Annotated in this window: 18 protein-coding genes and 1 tRNA gene; 8 read left to right on the top strand and 11 right to left on the bottom strand. The window is 71.1% G+C overall.

The window, feature by feature from the left end; genetic code table 11:
• Window positions 1-94 precede the first annotated feature (94 nt).
• Complete coding sequence (locus ACIRSU_RS21160) at window positions 95-1,225, top strand: acyl-CoA dehydrogenase family protein (RefSeq protein WP_403794246.1); 1,131 nt, start codon at window positions 95-97, stop codon at window positions 1,223-1,225.
• Between the two features lie 49 nt (window positions 1,226-1,274).
• On the opposite strand, the gene ACIRSU_RS21165 is transcribed toward ACIRSU_RS21160, so the two are convergent.
• From ACIRSU_RS21165 to ACIRSU_RS21180, 4 genes are all read right to left on the bottom strand, one after another.
• Complete coding sequence (locus ACIRSU_RS21165; protein ID WP_403794248.1) at window positions 1,275-1,619, bottom strand: rhodanese-like domain-containing protein; 345 nt, start codon at window positions 1,617-1,619, stop codon at window positions 1,275-1,277.
• A 99-nt stretch (window positions 1,620-1,718) separates the two neighbouring features.
• A complete protein-coding gene (locus tag ACIRSU_RS21170; RefSeq protein ID WP_403794926.1) occupies window positions 1,719-2,543 on the bottom strand; it encodes a hypothetical protein in 825 nt (274 codons plus the stop codon).
• 285 nt (window positions 2,544-2,828) lie between these two features.
• Window positions 2,829-4,367 carry a DUF2252 domain-containing protein gene (locus tag ACIRSU_RS21175; protein WP_403794251.1) on the bottom strand — a complete coding sequence of 513 codons (1,539 nt, stop codon included), beginning with the start codon at window positions 4,365-4,367 and terminating at the stop codon, window positions 2,829-2,831.
• Between the two features lie 157 nt (window positions 4,368-4,524).
• Window positions 4,525-5,664, bottom strand: a complete 1,140-nt coding sequence (locus ACIRSU_RS21180; RefSeq protein WP_403794253.1) for a hypothetical protein — start codon at window positions 5,662-5,664, stop codon at window positions 4,525-4,527.
• A gap of 139 nt (window positions 5,665-5,803) precedes the next feature.
• Here ACIRSU_RS21180 and ACIRSU_RS21185 point away from each other — a divergent pair, with 139 nt between their 5' ends.
• The gene (locus ACIRSU_RS21185; RefSeq protein WP_403794255.1) at window positions 5,804-6,265 is read left to right on the top strand and encodes a MarR family winged helix-turn-helix transcriptional regulator; all 462 of its coding nucleotides are present in this window, start codon (window positions 5,804-5,806) and stop codon (window positions 6,263-6,265) included.
• 102 nt (window positions 6,266-6,367) lie between these two features.
• Here the strand turns inward: ACIRSU_RS21185 and ACIRSU_RS21190 are convergent, their stop codons facing one another.
• From ACIRSU_RS21190 to ACIRSU_RS21200, 3 genes are all read right to left on the bottom strand, one after another.
• On the bottom strand, window positions 6,368-7,003 hold the full coding sequence (locus ACIRSU_RS21190) for a response regulator (RefSeq protein ID WP_403794257.1): 636 nt from the start codon (window positions 7,001-7,003) through the stop codon (window positions 6,368-6,370).
• 130 nt (window positions 7,004-7,133) lie between these two features.
• Window positions 7,134-8,972, bottom strand: a complete 1,839-nt coding sequence (locus ACIRSU_RS21195; protein WP_403794929.1) for a histidine kinase — start codon at window positions 8,970-8,972, stop codon at window positions 7,134-7,136.
• Between the two features lie 182 nt (window positions 8,973-9,154).
• Window positions 9,155-9,241, bottom strand: a tRNA-Leu gene (locus ACIRSU_RS21200).
• A gap of 422 nt (window positions 9,242-9,663) precedes the next feature.
• Between ACIRSU_RS21200 and ACIRSU_RS21205 the strand changes: the two genes are divergently transcribed.
• The 6 genes from ACIRSU_RS21205 to pknB all read left to right on the top strand — a co-directional run bounded on the left by ACIRSU_RS21205 (window position 9,664) and on the right by pknB (window position 17,927).
• The gene (locus ACIRSU_RS21205) at window positions 9,664-10,518 is read left to right on the top strand and encodes an FhaA domain-containing protein (RefSeq protein WP_403794259.1); all 855 of its coding nucleotides are present in this window, start codon (window positions 9,664-9,666) and stop codon (window positions 10,516-10,518) included.
• Window positions 10,519-10,528: 10 nt separating this feature from the next.
• Window positions 10,529-11,053: an FHA domain-containing protein gene (locus tag ACIRSU_RS21210; RefSeq protein ID WP_403794262.1), complete on the top strand. Its 525-nt coding sequence runs from the start codon at window positions 10,529-10,531 to the stop codon at window positions 11,051-11,053.
• 186 nt (window positions 11,054-11,239) lie between these two features.
• Complete coding sequence (locus tag ACIRSU_RS21215) at window positions 11,240-12,733, top strand: Stp1/IreP family PP2C-type Ser/Thr phosphatase (protein ID WP_403794263.1); 1,494 nt, start codon at window positions 11,240-11,242, stop codon at window positions 12,731-12,733.
• 28 nt (window positions 12,734-12,761) lie between these two features.
• Window positions 12,762-14,192 carry an FtsW/RodA/SpoVE family cell cycle protein gene (locus ACIRSU_RS21220; protein ID WP_403794266.1) on the top strand — a complete coding sequence of 477 codons (1,431 nt, stop codon included), beginning with the start codon at window positions 12,762-12,764 and terminating at the stop codon, window positions 14,190-14,192.
• Complete coding sequence (locus tag ACIRSU_RS21225) at window positions 14,189-15,652, top strand: penicillin-binding transpeptidase domain-containing protein (protein ID WP_403794269.1); 1,464 nt, start codon at window positions 14,189-14,191, stop codon at window positions 15,650-15,652. Before ACIRSU_RS21220 ends, ACIRSU_RS21225 begins: the two co-directional genes overlap by 4 nt.
• A gap of 283 nt (window positions 15,653-15,935) precedes the next feature.
• The gene (gene pknB, locus ACIRSU_RS21230) at window positions 15,936-17,927 is read left to right on the top strand and encodes a Stk1 family PASTA domain-containing Ser/Thr kinase (RefSeq protein WP_403794272.1); all 1,992 of its coding nucleotides are present in this window, start codon (window positions 15,936-15,938) and stop codon (window positions 17,925-17,927) included.
• Window positions 17,928-18,013: 86 nt separating this feature from the next.
• Here pknB and ACIRSU_RS21235 read toward each other — a convergent pair whose 3' ends face one another.
• The 4 genes from ACIRSU_RS21235 to ACIRSU_RS21250 are packed head-to-tail and all read right to left on the bottom strand — an operon-like array spanning window position 18,014 to window position 20,760.
• Window positions 18,014-18,691 carry a class E sortase gene (locus ACIRSU_RS21235; RefSeq protein ID WP_403794273.1) on the bottom strand — a complete coding sequence of 226 codons (678 nt, stop codon included), beginning with the start codon at window positions 18,689-18,691 and terminating at the stop codon, window positions 18,014-18,016.
• A gap of 49 nt (window positions 18,692-18,740) precedes the next feature.
• The gene (locus ACIRSU_RS21240) at window positions 18,741-19,967 is read right to left on the bottom strand and encodes a class E sortase (protein WP_403794275.1); all 1,227 of its coding nucleotides are present in this window, start codon (window positions 19,965-19,967) and stop codon (window positions 18,741-18,743) included.
• The gene (locus tag ACIRSU_RS21245; protein ID WP_403794278.1) at window positions 19,964-20,602 is read right to left on the bottom strand and encodes an aminodeoxychorismate/anthranilate synthase component II; all 639 of its coding nucleotides are present in this window, start codon (window positions 20,600-20,602) and stop codon (window positions 19,964-19,966) included. Before ACIRSU_RS21245 ends, ACIRSU_RS21240 begins: the two co-directional genes overlap by 4 nt.
• Complete coding sequence (locus ACIRSU_RS21250) at window positions 20,599-20,760, bottom strand: hypothetical protein (RefSeq protein WP_030685828.1); 162 nt, start codon at window positions 20,758-20,760, stop codon at window positions 20,599-20,601. The genes ACIRSU_RS21245 and ACIRSU_RS21250 overlap by 4 nt, the downstream gene beginning before the upstream one ends.
• Window positions 20,761-20,816 lie beyond the last annotated feature (56 nt).

The following is a 20,816-nucleotide window of genomic DNA, read 5'->3' on the forward strand; positions in this document are numbered from 1 at the left end:
CCGGCCGCTGCCCGCCCATTCCCTTCCGGTAGAACCTGTTCTATCTTGACGATCCGTCAGATCCCGTCAGGGCAGGGCCGGAAGGGACAGGACCGTGGACTTCACCTTCACCGAAGAACAGCAAGCCGCCGTCGAGGCGGCCAAGGCCGTCTTCGCCGACGTCACCCCCGACGCCGTACCGAGCCCCGCCCTCACCCCCGGCGCGGTCGCCGACGACCACGACCGCGCCCTCTGGGCCCGCCTCGCCGGCGCCGACCTCCTCGGCCTCGTCCTCGACCCCGCCCACGGCGGCTCCGGACTCGACCCCGTCGCGCTCTGCCTCGTACTGCGCGAATCCGCCCGCGTCCTCGCCCGGGTCCCGCTCCTCGAAACCAGCGCGGTCGCGCTCACCCTCCAGCGATACGCCCCCGACACCGCGGCCGCCCTGCTGCCCCGGGTCGCCCGCGGCGAACTCGTGCTCACCGCCGCCGCCCACGGCCGCACCGGACACGACCCCGCCCCGCTCGCCGTCACCGCCCACCACGACACCACCGGCTGGACCCTCGACGGCCACACCGGCAACGTCCCCTGGGCCCACCACGCCGACCACATCGCCGTACCGGCACGCACCCCCGACGGCCACACCGTCCTCGCCCTGCTGCCCCGCGACCACGACGGCCTCACCCTGACCGACCAGTACGGCACCCACGGCGAACTCCTCGCCGCACTCCACCTCGACGACGTCCACCTCGACACCACCGACGTCATCGACACCGAGGGCGCCTGGGAACAGCTGCACGGCCTCCTCGCCACCGGCACCTGCGCCCTCGCCCTCGGACTCGGCGAACAGGTCCTGCACCTGACCAGCCAGTACACCGGCAAACGGGAACAGTTCGGCCACCCCGTGGCCACCTTCCAGGCCGTCGCCGTCCAGACCGCCGACCGCTACATCGACCTGCGCGCCATGGAGGTCACCCTCTGGCAGGCCGCCTGGCGCATCAGCACCGGAGCCGGCGCCGCACTACCCGCGGCCGCGGACATCGCCGTCGCCAAGATCTGGGCCGCCGAAGGCGTCCGCCGCGTCGTGCAGACCGCCCAGCACCTCCACGGCGGCTTCGGCGCCGACACCGACTACGCCCTGCACCGCTACCACGCCTGGGCCAAACACCTCGAACTGTCCCTCGGCCCCGCCGCCCAGCACGAAGAGGAACTCGGCGACCTGCTCGCCACCCATCCCCTCGCCTGAAACAGACGGAGCCGTGGCCCCCGTCCCCCGGGGTACCGGGCGCCGGGAACTACAGCACGAAGGCGGGGTTGCCGCTGTCCGTCACCATCGGGCGCCCCGCACCGTCCCAGGCCAGCATGCCGCCGTCCACGTTCACCGCGTCGATGCCCTGCTGCACCAGGTACTGCGTGACCTGCGCCGACCGGCCGCCCACCCGGCACATCACGAACGCCCGGCGCCCATCGGCCACGGCCTCGGTCACCTCACCGAACCGCGCCACGAAGTCGCTCATCGGCACGTGCAACGCACCCTCGACATGACCGGCCGCCCACTCGTCGTCCTCACGGACGTCAAGAACCAGAGCATCGGCCGGTACGGAAGCCACATCGACCGACGGCAGCGGGGCGAAATTCATGGACCTGGCCTTCTCTCTGCAAACTCCGCGCCACACCCGGGCGCACCACCATCGAACCTACTGCACACCGAGGACCGCACGCCGCCGGCCGCACGGCCCTCACCGAAGGAGCGCCGCGAGCTCCGCCTCACGCTCGGCGACCTGCGTACGCAGCTGCTCCGCGATCTCCTCCAGGAGCCGGTCCGGGTCGTCCGGCGCCAGCCGCAGCATCGCGCCGATCGCGCTCTCCTCCAGCTCCCGCGCGACCAGCGACAGCATCTCCTTGCGCTGCGCCAGCCACTCGAGCTGCGCGTACAGTTCCTCGCCCTCGCTGAGCCGCACCTCCGGCACCGGCCCCGCCGCCCACTCCGCCGCCAGCTCACGCAGCAGCGCCTCGTCGCCACGGGCGTAGGCCGCGTTCACCCGCGTGATGAACTCCTCGCGCCGCTTGCGCTCGTCCTCTTCCCGCGCCAGATCCGGATGCGCCTGCCGCGCCAGATCCCGGTACAGCTTCCGCGCCTCGTCCGACGGCCGCACCCGCTTCGGCGGCTGCACCGGCCGCTCGGTCAGCATCGCCGCCGCCTCCGCCGAAAGCCCCTCGGAGTCGATCCAGTCGTCGAACAGATCCTCGACCCCGGGCATCGGCAGGACCGCCGCCCGCGCCTCCCGCGCCCGCCGCACATCCTCCGGATCCCCGGTCCGCGCCGCCTTCGCCTCCGCGATCTGCGCGTCCAGCTCGTCGAGCCGCGCGTACATCGGACCCAGCCTCTGGTGATGCAGCCGGGAGAAGTTCTCCACCTCGACCCGGAACGTCTCCACCGCGATCTCGAACTCGATCAGCGCCTGCTCCGCGACCCGGACGGCCTGATCCAACCGTGCCTCGGGCCGCTCGCCACCGACCTGCCCACCGTCGGGCAGCTCACCCGCGACCGGGTCGCCCGCAATCGGGTCGCCCAGGGGCACGTCACTCGCACCCGGCTCGCCCTCGGGCCGGTCCTGGGACTCGCCACCCACGCCCTGGTCCACGCTCACGTCCACGCCCGTCCACGTCCTCGTTCCGGCTGGTCCCACCCAGCGTACGGTCCTCCCGGGGGGCCTCCCCCCTCCCTCCCCCCTCCCCCTCCCCCTCCCCCCGATCTTGGTCTTGCTCTGGCTCCGGCTCCGGATCTGGCTCTGGCTCTGGCTCTGGCTCCGGATCTGGATCTGCTTCTGGAGCCGGGCGCCGCCGACTCAGACGCCCGTCTCCGCCGCTATGCGGCCCGCGCGGATGGCCGACAGAAGGTCGGCATGGTCCGCGGTGGTGCGGTCCGCGTAGGTGATGGCGAAGGTGGCGACGGCGTCGTCGAGTTCCTCGTTCTTGCCGCAGTAGCCGGCTATCAGGCGTGGGTCCGCGCTGTGGGCGTGGGCGCGGGCGAGCAGGGCGCCGGTCATGCGGCCGTAGTCGTCGAACTGGTCGGCGGTGAGGGCGGCGGGGTCGACGCTGCCCTTGCGGTTGCGGAACTGCCGCACCTGGAACGGTCTGCCCTCGACCGTGGTCCAGCCCAGCAGGATGTCGCTGACGACCTGCATCCGCTTCTGTCCGAGCACCACGCGCCGGCCTTCGTGTCCGGTGTCGGGCGTGGTGAAGCCGACGGCCGGCAGGTGGGGCAGGAGTGCGGAGGGCCGGGCCTCCTTGACCTGGAGGACCAGTGGTTCGCCGCGGTGGTCGAGGAGCAGCACCACATAGGAGCGGGTGCCGACGCTGCCGGTGCCGACGACGCGGAAGGCCACGTCGTGGATGGCGTACCGGGCGAGCAGGGGCCGCCGGTCCTCGGAGACGGTGTCGAGGTAGGGGCCGAGGGCGGCGGCGACGGCTGCGGCCTCGGCGTCGCCGACCCGGCGCAGCACCGGGGGCGCGTCGACGAAGCGTCTGCCGCCGCCGTCGGTGTCGGCGACGGCTTCGGTGGAGCGGGCGGCGAACCGTGCGCTGGTGTTGTTGCGGGCCTTGGCCTCGACGCGTTCGAGGGTGCCTATGAGATCGCGGGCGTCGGTGTGGGAGACGAGTTCCTCGTCGGCGATGGCGTTCCAGGCGTCGAGGGCGGGGAGCTTGGCGAGGAGCCGCATGGTGCGGCGGTAGGCGCCGACGGTGTCGAAGGCGGCGGCGCGGCAGGTCTCCTCGTCGGCTCCGGCCTCGCGTCCGGCGAGGACGAGGGAGGTGGCGAGCCGTTTGAGGTCCCATTCCCAGGGGCCGACGACGGTCTCGTCGAAGTCGTTGAGGTCGATGACGAGTCGTCCTCGGGCGTCTCCGTAGAGGCCGAAGTTGGCGGCGTGGGCGTCTCCGCACAGTTGGGCGGGGATGCCGGTGACGGGGGCGCCGGTGAGGTCGTGGGCCATGAGTCCGGCGGAGCCGCGGAGGAAGGCGAAGGGACTGGCCGCCATGCGGCCGACCCTGATGGGCGCGAGTTCGGGTACGCGGCCCCGGCTGGACTCCTCGACGGCGCCCACGGCGTCGGGCCTGCCGGGGACGGCGGCGAGGTGGGCGTGTGCGGAGCGGGGGACGCGGTGCCGGAGCTCCTTGCCGCGCTGCCGGGCGGTGGCTGCGGTGCCGTCGGCCGCGGTGGCGCCGGCGGTGCGCCGGGCGAAGCCGGGGACGTGCGGGATACGGGCCGGGCCGGCCGTGCCGCTGTCGCCGCCGCTCGTGATGGCGGCGCCGACGGTGATGGCGCCGGCACTCTCCACGGTGTGCTCGTGCCCGCGCTGTTCCGGTACCGCTGTCGTGGTCTCGTCCATCGGACGCCCTCCCCCGCTGTTCGCGATCGTGCCTGTGCCGGCCCGTTGACCAACATCAACTCGGTCGACTGGGCATGACGGTACAGCCGGGGCCATCAGGCCGTCTCCCCCTGTGGACAACGGCCTGTGGACAACTTCGGCGGAGGGTTCGCAGCGCTCAGACGCCGACCGCTTCCTCCATCTCCTCCTCGGCCTCGGCGGCAGCAGAGGCCGAGGCAGAAGCGGAAGCAGCGACTGTGGTCTCGGTGCGGGGCGCGGGCACGGCAGCGGCCCGGCGGCGGCTCTCGGTGAGTCCGGCGACGGCGACGAGGACCAGACCGGCGAGGAACCACAGCGCGAGCACGAGGACGTTGCCGCCCAGCGCGTGGCCGTCGAAGTAGACGTGGCCGCGGACGCCCTCCACGAATCCGGCGCCGTTCCAGAACGCGTGCAGCGAGCCGAAGAAGCCGGGCTGGAGTTCGGGCCGGTAGATGCCGCCGGAGCTGGTGAAGTTGAGCATCACGAACAGCACCATCACGCCGAGGGTGGTCCACCGCTTCAGGAACGTGTGCAGTCCGACGCCGAGGAACAGGATGCCCGCGCAGTACAGCCAGGACAGCGCCCAGACACCGCCGAGGCCGTGGTCGACGAGGTGGAAGAGGGGCCCGGCGAAGACAGCGCCGACGAGGCTGACGACGAGGGACATGCCGGCAGCGAGGAGGGCCCGGACGCGCATGGGCAGGACGGCTCCGGCGCCGCCGATGACGGCCACGGAGGCGTAGGAGCCGATGCTCAGGGCGACGAGGAGGAAGAAGACGCCCTGGCCGGTGGGGTCACCGGAGGAGACCGGGGCGACGTCGGTGACCTTGACGGGCTCGCCCTGGGCGGCGGCGACCTTGGTGAAAACCTTCTCGACGGCCATGGCGCTGGTGTCGGAGGCGGCGGAGGCGACCAGCAACTCAGGCGAACGAGCGCCCCCACCCGCACCCGCACCCGTGCCCGCACCCGCACCCGCACCCGCACCCGCACCCGGGATGTACGCGCCGAAGCTGGACTGGTCGCGCAAGGCGGCGGTGGCGGCGGCGCGGTCGGGGACCGTACGGACGTCGAGGGCGCCGGCGCCCTTGTCCTGGAGCGTCTGGGCGAGGACCTGGGCCCGGGGGCCGGAGCCGACGATGTCGACGCGCAGGTCGTGGGGTTCGGGGGCGCGGAAGGCACCGAGGTAGGCGAGACCCATGCCGACGCACATCAGCAGCGGGGTGAGCAGATGCCCGAGGACGTGGCGCAATGCTCCCTTGGTGGTGGGTCCTGCGGACACCTGAACCTCCATGGTTGGCTTTTACAACTAATAAACCGTTGTACTATACAACCGACAGGGTGGGCGTCGCGAATGCGCCCGTCCTCACAGCCCGCACAGCACCCCACAGCACCCCCCACGGCAGCACCAAGGAGTCACCATGAGCGGCGGCGCGCGGGAGACCTCCCTCGACACCATCCAGCGGGAACTGACGGCCTTCGCCCGCCGGGCCCGGGCCGCAGCGGCCCGGCTCCACCCGGAGCTGCCGCTGGTCTCGTACACGCTCCTGGCCCATATCGACGACCAGAAGGGCTGCCGGGCCACCGACCTCGCGGCCCACTACCTTCTGGACAAGTCGACGGTCAGCCGGCAGATCGCGACCCTGGAGAAGCTCGGCCTGGTGGAGCGGCGGCCCGACCCGGACGACCACCGGGTCCAGGTGCTGCACCCCACCGAGGCGGGCACCCAGGTCCTCGCCTCCACGCAGGCCAGCCGGCTCGCCGCGTACGAGGAACGCCTCAAGGACTGGTCGGCCGAGGACCTCGCCGCCTTCGCCGGCTACCTGCTCCGCTACAACGCGGCGGGCGACGCCGGACTCCCCACCCCCGACACCAAGGCCTGACCGGCCAACCCGCGGAAGGCGCACTCCCAGGGCAGCTCCGGCCACTTCGGCGGCCCCCAGCCCCCAGGGCAGCTCAGGCCACTCAGCCCGTCCCCGGGGTGGCTACAGCCCCGCGTCCCGCGCGAGCAGCGCCGCCTGCACCCGGTTCTCGCAGCCCAGCTTGGCCAGGATCCGGCTCACATACGTCTTCACGGTCGCCTCGCTCATATGGAGCCGCCGTCCCGCGTCGGCGTTGGAGAGACCCTCCCCGAGCAGCGCCAGCACCTCGCGCTCGCGCTCGCTGAGGGCCGTCAGCCGGCCGCGCGCCTCCTCGGCGCGGGCCGCCTCGCGGCCCGAGGCGAGCCGCTCGACGACATGCCGGGTGGCGGCCGGCGACAGATAGGCGTCGCCCGCCGCGGCGGCCCGCACCGCCCGGATCAGCTCGGCCGGGGCCGTGTCCTTGAGCAGGAACCCGGCGCCGCCGTGCTCCAGGGCCCGCAGCACGTTCTCCCGCTCGCCGAAGGTGGTCAGCACGATCACCCGGGTCGCGGGCGCCGCACGGCGCAGCTCCGGCAGGGCGGACAGGCCGTCGAGGACGGGCATCTGGATGTCGAGCAGCAGCACGTCCGCCGCGTGCGCGCGCGACAGGTCGACCGCCTCGCGGCCGTTCACGGCCTCCGCGACGACCTCGATCTCCTGGTCCGAGGTGAGGATCATCCGGATCCCCGCCCTGATCAGCGGTTCGTCATCGGCGATCACGACCCTGATCCGCTGCCCCGCCCCTGCCCCAGTCACAGCCACTCCCCACCGGCTACCGGTACGCCCGGCCGCGCCCCGCAGCCGGCCACGGCGTCGGCCAGTGCCGCTCGCTCCCCGGCGCCGGTCCGCGCTAGCGCACCACGTCGTACGACTTCTTCTCGATCAGCTTGCCGTCCTTGAAGCAGAACCGGAAAACCGGCTCCCCCTCCGGGTCGTCACCTATCTCGGCGCTCATCAGCACCAGGCACTTGGATCCCTCGGGCTCCTTGGGGCCCTTTCCGTGCAGGCCGGTGGTGGCGATGGTGTCCCCCGAAGGAAGACTGTCGCGGACGTCCTTCTCGCTCTGGCCGATGGTGACCGCGTCGTACTGCCCCTGGTCGATCATTCCGTCGCTCATCGCGTTCTTCACCCCGAAGAACAGGCCGAAGCCGGCCGCCACGATCAGCAGCACCACCGCGGCGACCGCTATCCCGCAGCCGATCGCGATCCCGGCGCCCGTGCTCCGACCCCTGCCTGCCTTCATCGCCATCGCCAGCTCCCGCTCGCTCACCGTCCAGTCGGACGGTCCGACTGCGACCGGACCACGATGGCCGCGCGGGGGCCCCTTCCTCTGCTGCCGGAAGTCGTCGGCCGCATCGACGAAAGGCGCGACGGAAGGAGCCGCGTACGGGTTGTCGGAGGGCGCCGCGTACGGGTTGTAGTCGTCCGGGACGGCGAACGGGTCCATGTACGGCGCGGCCTCCACCGCCCCGTACGGCAGCACGCCGGCGACCCGGAAGCCGCCGCCGTCGGCGGGGCCGGCGTGGATCATGCCGCCGACCAGCCGGGCCCGCTCGTGCAGTCCGGTGAGGCCCTGGCCGCCGCTGACGACCCCGACGGGCTCCTCGGCCGGGTCCTCGTTGAAGACCTCGACGATGAACGCGTCCGGCTCGTAGCGCACCTCGACGGCGATCGCGGCCCCCGGCGCGTACTTGTACGCGTTCGTCAGGCCCTCCTGCACGATCCGGTACGCGGCGTGGTCGACGGCCGGCGCGAGCGTCCGGGCCTCGCCGTGCCGGGTCAGGCCGATCGTGGTCCCGGCGTTCCGGGCGGCCGTCACGAGCCCCTCGATGCCGGCGGTGCCGCGCGCCGCCTTGCCCGTCTCGTCGCCGGGCGGCAGGACCGGGCCGCCCTGGCCGTCGTCGGGGGCCTCCACGCCGTCGCGCAGGATGCCGACGACCTCCCGCAGCTCGTGCATGGCGTCCACCGAGGCGTTGCGCAGCACCGCGACCGCCTGTCGCTGACGGTCGGTCAGGTCCGGGTCGACCTCCAGGGCGCCGGTGTGCACGGAGATCAGGGCCAGTTGGTGGCCGAGGCTGTCGTGCATGTCCTGGGCGATGCGCTGCCGTTCCCGCATCCTGGCCTGCCCGACGAGCATGGCCCGCTCGCGCAGCAGCTGCACGTTGCGCTCCTGCAGCGCGTGCAGCAGGGTCCGCCGCTGGGTCCAGTAGCGGTGGGCGAGGCCGGGCGCCAGCGTCGTACCGAGGAAGTACAGCGTCGAGACGAACGACACCGTCAGCATCCGGTGCTGGTCCCACGCCTCGAGCAGCGTGCCCACGACGTTCAGCGCGTACGCGGTGGAGAAGGCGGCGAGCGCCCGCCCGGCGCCCGCGATGTAGCGGCCGGCCGACCAGCCGATGAGGATCAGCAGCGCCAGGAAGCCCGGTATGAACGGTGCGAGGAGCGACGTGACGACCAGCACACTCGCGGGCAGCCGGCGCCGCACCAGCGAGAGCACGGCGGAGGCCACCGCGACCACGGCGGTCTTCCAGCCCTCCCCGCCGAGCAGTTCCTGCGTGCCGGCGGCCAGCAGCGCCATGACGACCGCGAGCACCAGCTCGCCCGCTGTCCTGCGGCGCGACCAGTGCCCGGGCACCACGAACCAGTGCCACGCGGCCGCCGGCCACGACCTGACGGCCCGGATGTTCACGACATCGCGGATCTTCGTACGAGCTTCCACGCCCGAACGATAGGCACCGGCCCGGCCCCTCCGCGTTCCTCTTTCGTCGTTCCCCGCACCGACGAAGGTCGACGAACTGCGCGCGCACGAGAACACGCGGGACGACAACAACGCGGAAGCCCCGTAGGTCTTGGACCTACGGGGCTTCCGTCTGGTGCGCGAGGGGGGAGTTGAACCCCCACGCCCTTTCGGGCACTGGAACCTGAATCCAGCGCGTCTGCCTATTCCGCCACCCGCGCATTGGGTGGTCTCCCGGCTCCCTCCCCTTTCGGTTCGTTCGCCTGGCGACATCTGAAGATTAGCACGTCGCAGGCCGTGGATTCACATCCGTTGTTTCGGTCCCGCCCCGACCGACCAAGGACAGAGGCAGGGAGAGGGCAGGGGAGGGCAGGAGAAGGGGATGGGACGGGAGAACGGGGGGAGACGGGGGGGAGATGGGAGAAGAGGGTGAGAGAGGTGACGCATCAGACCCTCCTTCTCCAACGCCCGGTGCGGGACACTGTCCACAGGCCGCCTCTACGATCCGTGGGGAAAGCCTGGCGGAAGGTCTGTGAGAGGTGACACTCGTCCACAGGGCAGAGAAGGGGAACCAGCCGATTTCCCGACGCGTGGATACGATCAGTAAGCAGTACCAGGACGACAACGACGGAGGAGGTGCCCCATGGGAGTCCTGAAGCGGTTCGAGCAGCGACTCGAAGGTCTCGTCAACGGCACCTTCGCCAAGGTCTTCAAGTCCGAGGTCCAGCCCGTCGAGATCGCCGGCGCGCTCCAGCGCGAGTGCGACAACAACGCGACGATCTGGAACCGCGAGCGGACCGTCGTCCCCAACGACTTCATCGTGGAGCTGAGCGCGCCGGACTACGAGCGCCTCAGCCCCTACTCGGGGCAGCTCGGCGACGAGCTCGCCGGCCTGGTCAGGGACTACGCCAAGCAGCAGCGGTACACCTTCATGGGCCCGATCAAGGTCCATCTGGAGAAGGCCGACGACCTCGACACCGGTCTGTACCGGGTGCGCAGCCGCACGCTCGCGTCGAGTTCGTCACAGCCGCAGCCGCCCACCGGCCAGCCCCAGCACCCCGGCCAGCACCCCGGCCAGGGCCATCCGCAGCAGCCGGCCCGCGGCGGCTACGGCTATCCTCCGGCCGGCGCTCCGCCGATGCCCGCGGCACCGCCGCCCGGCGCTCCGGCCATGCCCGCGCACCGTCCGCCGGCGCCCACCGCGGGCGGCGGGGGCCAGGTGCGCCGCTGGATCGAGATCAACGGCACGCGTCACCAGATTTCCCGCCCGACCCTGGTCCTCGGCCGCAGCACCGACGCGGACGTGAGGATCGACGATCCCGGCGTCTCGCGCCGGCACTGCGAGATCCGGACCGGCACGCCCTCGACGATCGCGGATCTCGGGTCCACCAACGGCATCGTGGTGGACGGGCAGCACACCACCCGCGCTACGCTCCGCGACGGCTCGCGGATCGTCGTGGGCAGCACCACCATCGTTTACCGGCAAGCCGAAGGGTGAAGCGGGGGCAATGTCAGAGCTGACCCTGACGGTCATGCGGCTGGGTTTCCTGGCCGTTCTGTGGCTGTTCGTCATCGTGGCCGTCCAGGTCATTCGTAGCGACCTGTTCGGCACGCGGGTCACCCAGCGGGGTTCCCGCCGTGCCGAGGCGCGCCCTCAGCAGGGCGGGCGGCAGCAGGCCGCGCCCCCGCAGCAGCGCGGCGGCCAGCCGAGCGCGGCCGGCGGGCGGCAGCGCCGCGGCGCGCCGACCAAGCTCGTCGTCTCCGAGGGCACCCTCACCGGCACGACGGTCGCCCTGCAGGGCCAGACCATCACGCTGGGCCGGGCCCACGACTCGACGATCGTGCTGGACGACGACTACGCCTCCAGCCGGCACGCCAGGATCTTCCCGGACCGGGACGGTCAGTGGATCGTCGAGGACCTCGGGTCGACCAACGGCACGTATCTCGACCGGACCCGCCTCACCACCGCCACCCCGATTCCGCTGGGCGCGCCGATCCGCATCGGCAAGACCGTCATCGAGCTGCGGAAGTAGTACGACAATGAGCGAGCGGAGCAGGCGCGCCGGGACGGTCCCCACGACGGGCCGCCCCGAGGACCGCGCGGCAGCCCGGGCAGCGGGCCAGGGCGGGTACGGGCTCCCGACCGGAGCGACCGGAGGGTGGGCAGTGTGGCTCGAGACCGGCGGCACCCCCAGGCGGCGCCGACAGGGCAGGTGGGCATGAGCCTTTCACTGCGTTTCGCCGCGGGCTCGCACAAGGGCATGATCCGCGAGGGCAACGAGGACTCCGGCTACGCCGGTCCCCGGCTGCTCGCGATCGCCGACGGCATGGGCGGCCAGGCCGCCGGCGAGGTCGCCTCGTCGGAGGTGATCTCCACGCTGGTGACGCTCGACGACGACGTCCCCGGCTCCGACATCCTCACGTCGCTGGGTACGGCGGTGCAGCGCGCCAACGACCAGCTGCGGATGATGGTCGAGGAGGACCCGCAGCTGGAGGGCATGGGCACCACGCTCACCGCCCTGCTGTGGACGGGCCAGCGCCTCGGCCTGGTCCACGTGGGCGACTCCCGCGCCTATCTGCTGCGCGACGGTGTGCTGACGCAGATCACGCAGGACCACACCTGGGTGCAGCGGCTCGTCGACGAGGGCCGGATCACCGAGGAGGAGGCGACCACCCATCCGCAGCGTTCGCTGCTGATGCGGGCGCTCGGCAGCGGCGACTACGTCGAGCCGGACCTCTCCATCCGCGAGGTGCGGGCGGGCGACCGCTATCTGGTCTGCTCCGACGGCCTGTCGGGGGTCGTCTCGCACCAGACGCTCGAGGAGACCCTCGCCAGCTACCAGGGCCCGCAGGAGACCGTGCAGGAGCTGATCCAGCTCGCGCTGCGCGGCGGCGGCCCGGACAACATCACGGTGATCATCGCCGACGTCCTCGACGTCGACGGCGGTGACACCCTCGCCGGTCACATCAGCGACACCCCGGTGATCGTGGGCGCGGTCGCCGAGAACCAGCCGCAGCTGCATGACGGCGGCGCCATGCACACGCCCGCGGGCCGGGCCTCCGGCCTCGGCCGGCCGGCGCCGCACCAGCAGCCGCCGGCCGGCAGCTTCGGCCCGCCCGGCAGCGGCGAGGACCACGGCTACGGGTACGGCGGGATGCCGCCGCGGGGCTCCTTCGACGCGTACACGGACGACGACTTCGTGAAGCCGCGTTCGGCGGGCCGGAAGTGGCTGAAGCGCTCCTTCTTCCTGGTGCTGGCCCTCGCCGTCGTCGGCGGCGGCTGTTACGGCGGCTACCGCTGGACGCAGACGCAGTACTACGTGGGCTCGAAGGACGAGCACGTGGCGCTGTACCGGGGCATCAGCCAGGACCTGGCGTGGGTGAAGCTCTCGGAGGTCGAGACCGACCACCCCGAGATCGAACTCAAGTACCTGCCGGCGTACCAGCGCAAGCAGGTCGAGGACACCATCGCGGGCGGCAGCCTCGACAAGGCGCAGACGAAGATCGCCGAGCTGGGGCTGCAGGCGTCGGCGTGCAAGAAGACCGAGCAGCGTCACAAGGCGGCCGCGGAGGCCGCGGACAAGGCGAGCAACCCGCCGCCGACCGACGGCGCCGCGGCGCCGAACAAGAAGCCGACCACGGCCGCGCCGTCGCCCGGACCGACCCTGTCCGCGGAGGAGCAGAAGCTGGCCTCGAACTGCGGCAAGCAGTAAGCAGACCCGTAGGGGGCCTTTCACCACCATGAGCGTTGTCACCAACACGACCACCATCGGCGCCATCGAGGCGCCGAGCCGTCGCAACACCGAGCTGGCGCTGCTCGCGTTCGCCGTCGCCATCCCGGTGTTCGCGTACCTCAACGTCGGTCTGGCGATCGACGGCAAGGTGCCGCCGGGCATGCTCGGGTACGGGGCCGGCCTGACCCTGCTCGCGGGCGTCGCGCATCTCGTGGTGCGCAAGTGGGCGCCGTACGCGGACCCGCTGCTGCTGCCGCTGGCGACGCTGCTCAACGGGCTGGGCCTGGTGCTGATCTGGCGGCTCGACCAGTCGCCGCGGATCATCGCCCGGTACAAGACCTTCAGCCCCGACGCGCCGAACCAGATGATGTACTCGGCGATCGGCATCGCGATGTTCGTGGGCGTACTGCTGCTGCTGAAGGACCACCGGGTGCTGCAGCGCTACACGTACATCTCCATGGCCGCCGCGCTCGTCCTGCTGCTCCTGCCGCTCGTGCCCGGCCTCGGCGCGGACGTCTTCGGTGCCAAGATCTGGATCAATGTCGCCGGCTTCTCCATCCAGCCCGGTGAGTTCGCCAAGCTGGTCCTGGCCGTGTTCTTCTCCGGCTATCTGATGGTGAAGAGAGACGCGCTGGCCCTCGCCAGCCGCCGGTTCATGGGGCTCTACCTGCCGCGCGGCCGTGACCTGGGCCCGATCCTGACGATCTGGGCGATCAGCCTGCTCATCCTGGTCTTCGAGAACGACCTCGGCACGTCGCTGCTGTTCTTCGGCATGTTCGTGATCATGCTGTACGTGGCGACGGAGCGGACCAGCTGGGTCGTGATGGGTCTGCTGATGTCGACCGCGGGCGCGGTCGTCGTCGGTTCCACGGCGAGCCACGTGCAGTCCCGTGTGGCCGCGTGGCTCGACCCGTTCGAGTGTCTGAAGACGGCGCCCGAGGGATCGAACATGGCCGCCGCCTGTGACCAGATGACGCAGGTGCTGATGTCGTTCGGCTCCGGCGGCATCCTCGGCACCGGCCTCGGCCAGGGCAACTCCGACCTGGTCGGCTTCGCCGCGAACTCCGACTTCATCTTCGCCACCGTCGGCGAGGAGCTCGGTCTCACCGGTGTCATGGTCTTCCTGCTCTTCTACGGGCTGATCATCGAGCGCGGTGTGCGCACCGCCCTCGCCGCCCGCGACCCGTTCGGAAAGCTCCTGGCGATGGGTCTGTCCGGCGCGTTCGCGCTGCAGATCTTCGTCGTGGCCGGCGGTGTGATGGGCCTGATCCCGCTGACCGGTATGACGATGCCGTTCCTCGCCTACGGTGGTTCGTCCGTGATCGCCAACTGGGCACTGATCGGCATCCTGATCCGCATCAGCGACACCGCGCGCCGTCCCGCGCCCTCCCCCGCCCCGAACCCCGACGCCGAGATGACGCAGGTGGTCCGTCCGTGAACAAGCCGCTGCGCCGGGTCGCGATCTTCTGCGGCCTGCTGGTCCTCGCCCTGCTGCTGCGGGACAACTGGCTGCAGTTCGCCCGCGCCGAAGAGTTGAACGCCAACCCGAAGAACAAGCGGGTGACGATCGAGCGCTACTCCAACGCGCGGGGCAACATCATCGTCGACGGCAAGCCGATCACCGGCTCGGTCGACTCCGGTGACGACTTCTACGCGTTCAAGCGGACGTACGTCGACGGCCCCATGTGGGCGCCGGTGACGGGTTACGCCTCGCAGGCGTTCGACGCCAGCCAGATCGAGAAGATCGAGGACGGGATCCTCACCGGCAACGACGACCGGCTGTTCTTCGACCGCACGCTCGCCATGTTCACGGGCGAGAAGAAGAAGGGCGGCGACGTCGTCACCACCCTGAGCGGGGAGGCGCAGAAGGCCGCGTTCAAGGGGCTCGGTTCGAAGACGGGCGCCGTCGTGGCGATCGAGCCGTCGACAGGCAAGATCCTGGCGCTCGCCTCCACCCCGTCGTACGACCCGGGTTCCTTCGCCGGCTACCACAACAAGGACTCCGAGGCGTGGAACGCCCTGGAGAAGGACAAGGAAAAGCCGAAGCTGAACCGCGCGCTGCGCGAGATCTACCCGCCCGGCTCCGTCTTCAAGGTCGTCACGGCCGCGGCGGCGCTGGAGAGCGGCAAGATCACCGACATCAACGCGCCGACGGACACCCCCGAGGGCTGGAAGATCCCGCTCTCGACGATGCCGATGAAGAACCACGCCTCCGGCTGCGCCAACGCCAGCCTCAACGAGGCGCTGCGGATCTCCTGCAACTCGGTGTTCGCGAAGCTCGGTGACGACGTCGGCCGCGACAAGATGCTCGAGATGGCGCAGAAGTTCGGCTTCAACTCCGAGCAGTTCGTGCCGGTCCGCGCCGTCGCCTCGGTCTACGACAAGAACGCCGACCGCGGTGGCAACGCGCTCTCCTCGATCGGTCAGTTCAACACCGCGACGACGCCGCTGCAGATGGCGATGGTGACGGCCGCGATCGCCAACGACGGCAAGCTGATGAAGCCGTACATGATCGACGAGCTGCGGGCGCCGAACCTCGACGTCATCAAGAAGACGGAGCCGGAGGAGCTCAGCCGCCCGATCTCGCAGAAGACCGCGCAGCAGCTCCAGGCGATGATGGAGAACGTCGTCGAGAACGGCACCGGTCAGAACGCGGCCCTCGGCGGCGGCGTGAAGGTCGGCGGCAAGACGGGTACGGCGCAGCACGGCGAGAAGAACTCGAAGCGCCCGTACGCGTGGTTCATCTCGTACGCGAGGACCGACCAGGGTTCGCCGGTCGCGGTGGCCGTGATCGTCGAGGACTCGGCCGGTATCGACCGCGAGGACATCAGCGGTGGCGGCCTGGCGGCGCCGATCGCCAAGGCCGTGATGAAGGCGGTGCTCAAGAGCCGGAGCTGAGCCCGGCCGAAGTCCGAGTCGAAATCCGACAGAACCGGGCAGACCGGACGGAAACGGACGGAACCGTGACCGATACCACGCCCGCGGCCGGAGCCCGGCCCGCGACCTGGGAAGGGAGCGTTCCGGAGCGGTTCCGGGCCGCTCGGGTCCGTGTACCGGTCGGGTATCAGGTGGCGGTCGGCGGGCGAAGCGTCTCCTCGCGGCCGGTAGCGTATGCGCGAACAGCACACCGCCGGACCACACACGGGTGCGGTCGGGACAGACGGAGAGGGCTGGAGTAGCTATGGAAGAGCCGCGTCGCCTCGGCGGCCGGTACGAGCTGGGCTCGGTGCTCGGCCGTGGTGGCATGGCCGAGGTCTACCTCGCGCACGACACCCGGCTCGGCCGCACCGTCGCCGTGAAGACGCTGCGGGCCGACCTCGCCCGTGACCCGTCCTTCCAGGCCCGGTTCCGCCGTGAGGCCCAGTCGGCCGCCTCCCTGAACCACCCCGCGATCGTCGCGGTCTACGACACCGGCGAAGACATGGTGTACGACGGCGCCGCCGGAGCGGGCGGCGTCTCCATTCCGTACATCGTGATGGAGTACGTCGACGGGTCCACGCTGCGCGAGCTGCTGCACTCCGGGCGCAAGCTGCTGCCCGAGCGCACGCTGGAGATGACCGTCGGCATCCTCCAGGCGCTCGAGTACTCGCACCGCGCCGGGATCGTGCACCGCGACATCAAGCCGGCGAACGTCATGCTGACCCGCACCGGCCAGGTCAAGGTCATGGACTTCGGCATCGCGCGCGCCATGGGCGACGCGGGCATGACCATGACGCAGACGGCCGCGGTGATCGGCACGGCCCAGTACCTCTCCCCGGAGCAGGCCAAGGGCGAGCAGGTCGACGCCCGCTCCGACCTCTACTCCACCGGCTGTCTGCTCTACGAGCTGCTGACCGTGCGGCCGCCGTTCGTCGGCGACTCGCCGGTCGCCGTCGCGTACCAGCACGTGCGCGAGGAGCCGCAGCCGCCGAGCGTCTACGACCCCGAGATCACGCCCGAGATGGACGCCATCGTCCTGAAGGCGCTGGTCAAGGACCCCGACTACCGCTACCAGTCCGCCGACGAGATGCGCGCGGACATCGAGGCGTGCCTGGACGGCCAGCCGGTCGCGGCGACCGCCGCGATGGGCGCGGTCGGCTACGGCGGCGGTTACGGCGGCTACCCGGACGACCAGCCGACGACGGCGCTGCGCCCGGCGGAGCCGGCGGGCGCGCAGACCACGATGCTGCCGCCCATGAACCCCGACAACGGCGGCTACGGCTACGACGACCGCGCGGGCGGCCGCCGCCAGAACCGCCAGAAGAAGTCGAACACCTCGACCATACTGCTGGCCGTCGCCGGCCTCCTGGTGCTCGTCGGCGCGATCCTCATCGGCCGTTCGCTGACCTCCACCAACGACAACGCGGACCAGGTGCCCGTACCGCTGCTCGTCGGCAAGTCGTTCAAGGAGGCCCAGGGCCTCGCAACGAACTCGCAGGTCAAGGTCGAGCAGAGCGGCAGCGAGCGCTGCGACCAGCCCAAGGGCGCGATCTGCAGCCAGAACCCCGTGTACGCGGCGGACGCGAAGATGAACGTCGGTGACACGATCTCCGTCGTGGTCTCGGAGGGCGCGCCGCAGATCGAGGTCCCGGACGTCGTCGAGCAGTCCCAGTCGCGCGCCGAGGACACCCTGCGCGGCAAGGGCTTCCAGGTCGCCGTCGAGGAGGAGGAGTCCGACAAGGACCCGGGCACGGTGCTGCGCCAGAGCCCGGAGGGCGGCTCGCAGGCGGAGAAGAACTCCAAGGTCACGATCACCGTGGCGAAGAAGCAGAAGTCGAACCTGCCGGACGTCACCAGCCGCAGCTACGACGTGGCCGTCCAGCAGCTCCAGACGCTCGGCTTCAGCAACATCGCCCGGCAGGACGTCGACTCGGACCAGCCCCAGGGCACGGTCATCGACCAGACCCCCAAGGGCAACACGGCCCAGCCGAAGGACGTCCAGATCACGCTGAAGGTCTCCAAGGGCCCGCAGCAGCCGACCGGGCAGCCGGTCCCGCCGATCACCGGCATGACCCTGGACCAGGCCCGCGCCACGCTCGCCGCGTTCGGCTACCAGCTCGGCAGCGTCGACGGCCCCAACGGCGGCGACGCCAAGGTCAAGGAGCAGGACCCGCAGCCCGGCACGCAGGGCCAGCCGAACCAGGCGGTCAACGTGAAGACGGAGAAGGGCGGCGGAGGCTGGTTCGGCCAGTAGGAGCCCGCTCCGGCTGACGCACCCCCGTTCGTGAAGTAAGCCCCGGCATCCATGGATGCCGGGGCTTACTTCGTGCCGCGCGGTGGTTACCGCAGCTCGGCCGGCGGCGTGCGCGCCGCGTCGACCTTCTGGGTGCGGACCAGTTCGCCCCAGACGATGTAGCGGTAGTCGGAGGTGTACATCGGGGTGCAGGTCGTCAGGGTGATGTAGCGGCCCGGCTTGTGCTTGCCGGACTCCTCCGGGACGGCCTTGAGGACGTCCACGTTGTACTTCGTGGTCTCCGGGAGGATCTTGTAGACCTTGTAGACGTACCAGGTGTCCTTGGACTCGAAGACGATCGGGTCGCCGGTCCTCAGCTTGTGTATGTTGTGGAACTTCGCGCCGTGGCCGTCGCGGTGCGCGGCGAGCGTGAAGTTGCCCTGCTTGTCCTGCGGGAGGGCGGCCTTGACCGGGTCGGTGTAGTAGCCGGCGACACCACCGTTGAGGACGTCGGTGCCGGTGCCCTTCTTGACGAGGACCTCGCCGGCGCCCATGGCGGGCACGTGCAGGAAGCCGATGCCGTCCTTGGTGTCGAGCGCGCCGGGGCCGGAGGCGGCCCAGTGGTCGCGGACCTGGTCGCCTTCCTTGTCGGCGGCGCGGTCGGCGACGACGTTGGTCCACCACAGGGAGTAGACGACGAAGAGGCCGAGCACCAGGCCGGCGGTGATGAGGAGTTCACCGAAGACGCTGATGATCCCGGCGATCCGGTTGCGCGCACGTGCCACTGCGTCGTCCCGTCCTGAATGACCTGAGCCTGAGCCTGAGTGTGAGGGGTCAGCCTGTGAGCGCGGCCGGTTTCCCCTTGCTGCGCGGGCGTTCCTCGACCATCTTGCCCCACACGATCAAGCGGTAGGTGCTCGTGAACTCGGGCGTGCAGGTGGTGAGGGTGATGTAGCGGCCGGGTCCCTTGAAGCCGGACTGCTTCGGCACGGGCTCGATGACCGTGACGTTCGACGGCGAGGTCTGCGGCAGCGTGCTCGTCATCTCGTACGTGTAGTAGGCGTCGCGGGTCTCGACGACGATCGGGTCGCCCGGCTGGAGCCGGTTGATGTAACGGAACGGCTCGCCATGGGTGTTGCGGTGGCCGGCGACGGCGAAGTTGCCCTGCTTGTCGGCGGGCATGGCGGTCTTCAGCCTGCCCTCGCCGTAGTGGCCGACCATGCCCTTGTCGAGGACCTCCGTCTTGCCGATGCCCTCGGCGATGGGGACGACGACGTCCAGCTTGGGGATGTACATGATGGCGAAGCCCTTGCCGGGTTCGAAGGCCCCCGCCTGCTCGCCGCCCTGGTCGAAGGAGTTCTCGATCTGCCTCTTCGCCTCGTCGGTCTCCAGTCCGGCGCGGACGTTCGTCCACCACAACTGGTAGGTGACGAACAGGAGCATGACGACGCCGAAGGTGATGAAGAGCTCGCCGACGCCCCGGCTGAGGACGACGCCGAAGGACTCCTTGGCGGCGCGGGCGGCGCGCCGGGCCTCCACCCGGGAGAGCGGCCGGGCGGGCTGCCCGTCCGCGACGGCCGCGGCGGCGGGGGCAGGCTCGGGTGCGCCGCGGCCCTTGCGCCGGGCGGCGCGGCGGCGCTCGGCCCGCCCGGGCCCGGGCAGCGGATCGGGGAGCGGCTCGGTGGCCGGCGCGGGAGGCTCCTCGTCGGCGACGGGCTCGTACGAAGAGGTCCCGTACGACGTCTCGTACGACGGTGTCCGGTACGGGGACGTCTGGTGCTGCGCCTCGTAAGGCGGCGTCTCGTACGAGGGCGCCTGGTACGCCGAGGGCTCGTGCGACGCCTCGTACGTCGGGGTCGCGTAGGCCGTGGCCTCGTACGGGGCCTGGTAGGCCTCCTGGGGCGCCCGGGGCGGCTCAGTGGCCCCGTAGTCGCCGGGGGCCGGTATCGCCCCGTAGACGGCCGTCTCCGCCTCGTACGGCGGCTGTGGCGGCGGTACGGGGCCGGGCTCGCCTTCCGGTCCGGGCGGCGTCGCCCGGAACCACGGCGACCCGGCCGTCACGCGACGGCCTTGCCCACCACCGGGGCGAGCCCCGCGGACCGCGCGACCGCTCCCTTGTCGCCGCACTCCACCAGCCAGTTGGCGAGCATCAGGTGGCCGTGCTCGGTGAGCACCGACTCGGGGTGGAACTGCACGCCCTCGACCGGCAGTTCACGGTGGCGCAGCCCCATGATGATGCCGTCCTCGGTGCGCGCCGTGACCTCCAGCTCGGCCGGCAGCGCGGCGGGCTCGGCGGCCAGCGAGTGGTAGCGGGTCGCGGTGAACGGCGACGGGAGGCCCGCGAAGACGCCCTTGCCCTCGTGCGTGACCGGGGAGGTCTTGCCGTGCAGCAGCTCGGGGGCGCGGTCGACGACCCCGCCGTACGCGACGGCCATCGACTGCATGCCGAGGCACACGCCGAAGACCGGCACCCCGGTCGCGGCGCAGTGGCGCACCATGTCGACGCACACGCCGGCCTGCTCGGGCGCGCCGGGGCCGGGCGACAGCAGCACGCCGTCGAAGCCGTCCTGCGCGTGCGAGAGCTCCACCTCGTCGTTGCGGAGCACTTCGCACTCGGCACCGAGCTGGTAGAGGTACTGAACGAGGTTGAAGACGAAGCTGTCGTAGTTGTCGACGACGAGAATTCGCGCGCTCACTGGCCGTCCACCGTCACATCGTTGAACGGAAGCAGCGGCTCCGCCCAGGGGAACACATACTGGAAGAGGACGTAGACGACCGCGAGGACCAGCACGACCGAGATCAGCGCCCGCACCCAGGCGTTGCCCGGCAGATGCCGCCAGATCCATCCGTACATGACGTCCGCAGCCCCTTCCGTTCGTTACGGGGACCAGAGTACGGGTCGGAGCGGCG

This window comes from Streptomyces sp. NPDC101160, assembly GCF_044768205.1.
In the GTDB taxonomy this organism is placed as follows: domain Bacteria; phylum Actinomycetota; class Actinomycetes; order Streptomycetales; family Streptomycetaceae; genus Streptomyces.

Coding starts and splice junctions, on each gene's coding strand:
- ACIRSU_RS21215 (WP_403794263.1), top strand. CDS start 11,240: ATGAGCCTTTCACTGCGTTTCGCCGCGGGCTCGCACAAGGGCATGATC.
- ACIRSU_RS21210 (WP_403794262.1), top strand. CDS start 10,529: ATGTCAGAGCTGACCCTGACGGTCATGCGGCTGGGTTTCCTGGCCGTT.
- pknB (WP_403794272.1), top strand. CDS start 15,936: ATGGAAGAGCCGCGTCGCCTCGGCGGCCGGTACGAGCTGGGCTCGGTG.
- ACIRSU_RS21175 (WP_403794251.1), bottom strand. CDS start 4,367: ATGGACGAGACCACGACAGCGGTACCGGAACAGCGCGGGCACGAGCAC.
- ACIRSU_RS21250 (WP_030685828.1), bottom strand. CDS start 20,760: ATGTACGGATGGATCTGGCGGCATCTGCCGGGCAACGCCTGGGTGCGG.
- ACIRSU_RS21220 (WP_403794266.1), top strand. CDS start 12,762: ATGAGCGTTGTCACCAACACGACCACCATCGGCGCCATCGAGGCGCCG.
- ACIRSU_RS21205 (WP_403794259.1), top strand. CDS start 9,664: ATGGGAGTCCTGAAGCGGTTCGAGCAGCGACTCGAAGGTCTCGTCAAC.
- ACIRSU_RS21185 (WP_403794255.1), top strand. CDS start 5,804: ATGAGCGGCGGCGCGCGGGAGACCTCCCTCGACACCATCCAGCGGGAA.
- ACIRSU_RS21165 (WP_403794248.1), bottom strand. CDS start 1,619: ATGAATTTCGCCCCGCTGCCGTCGGTCGATGTGGCTTCCGTACCGGCC.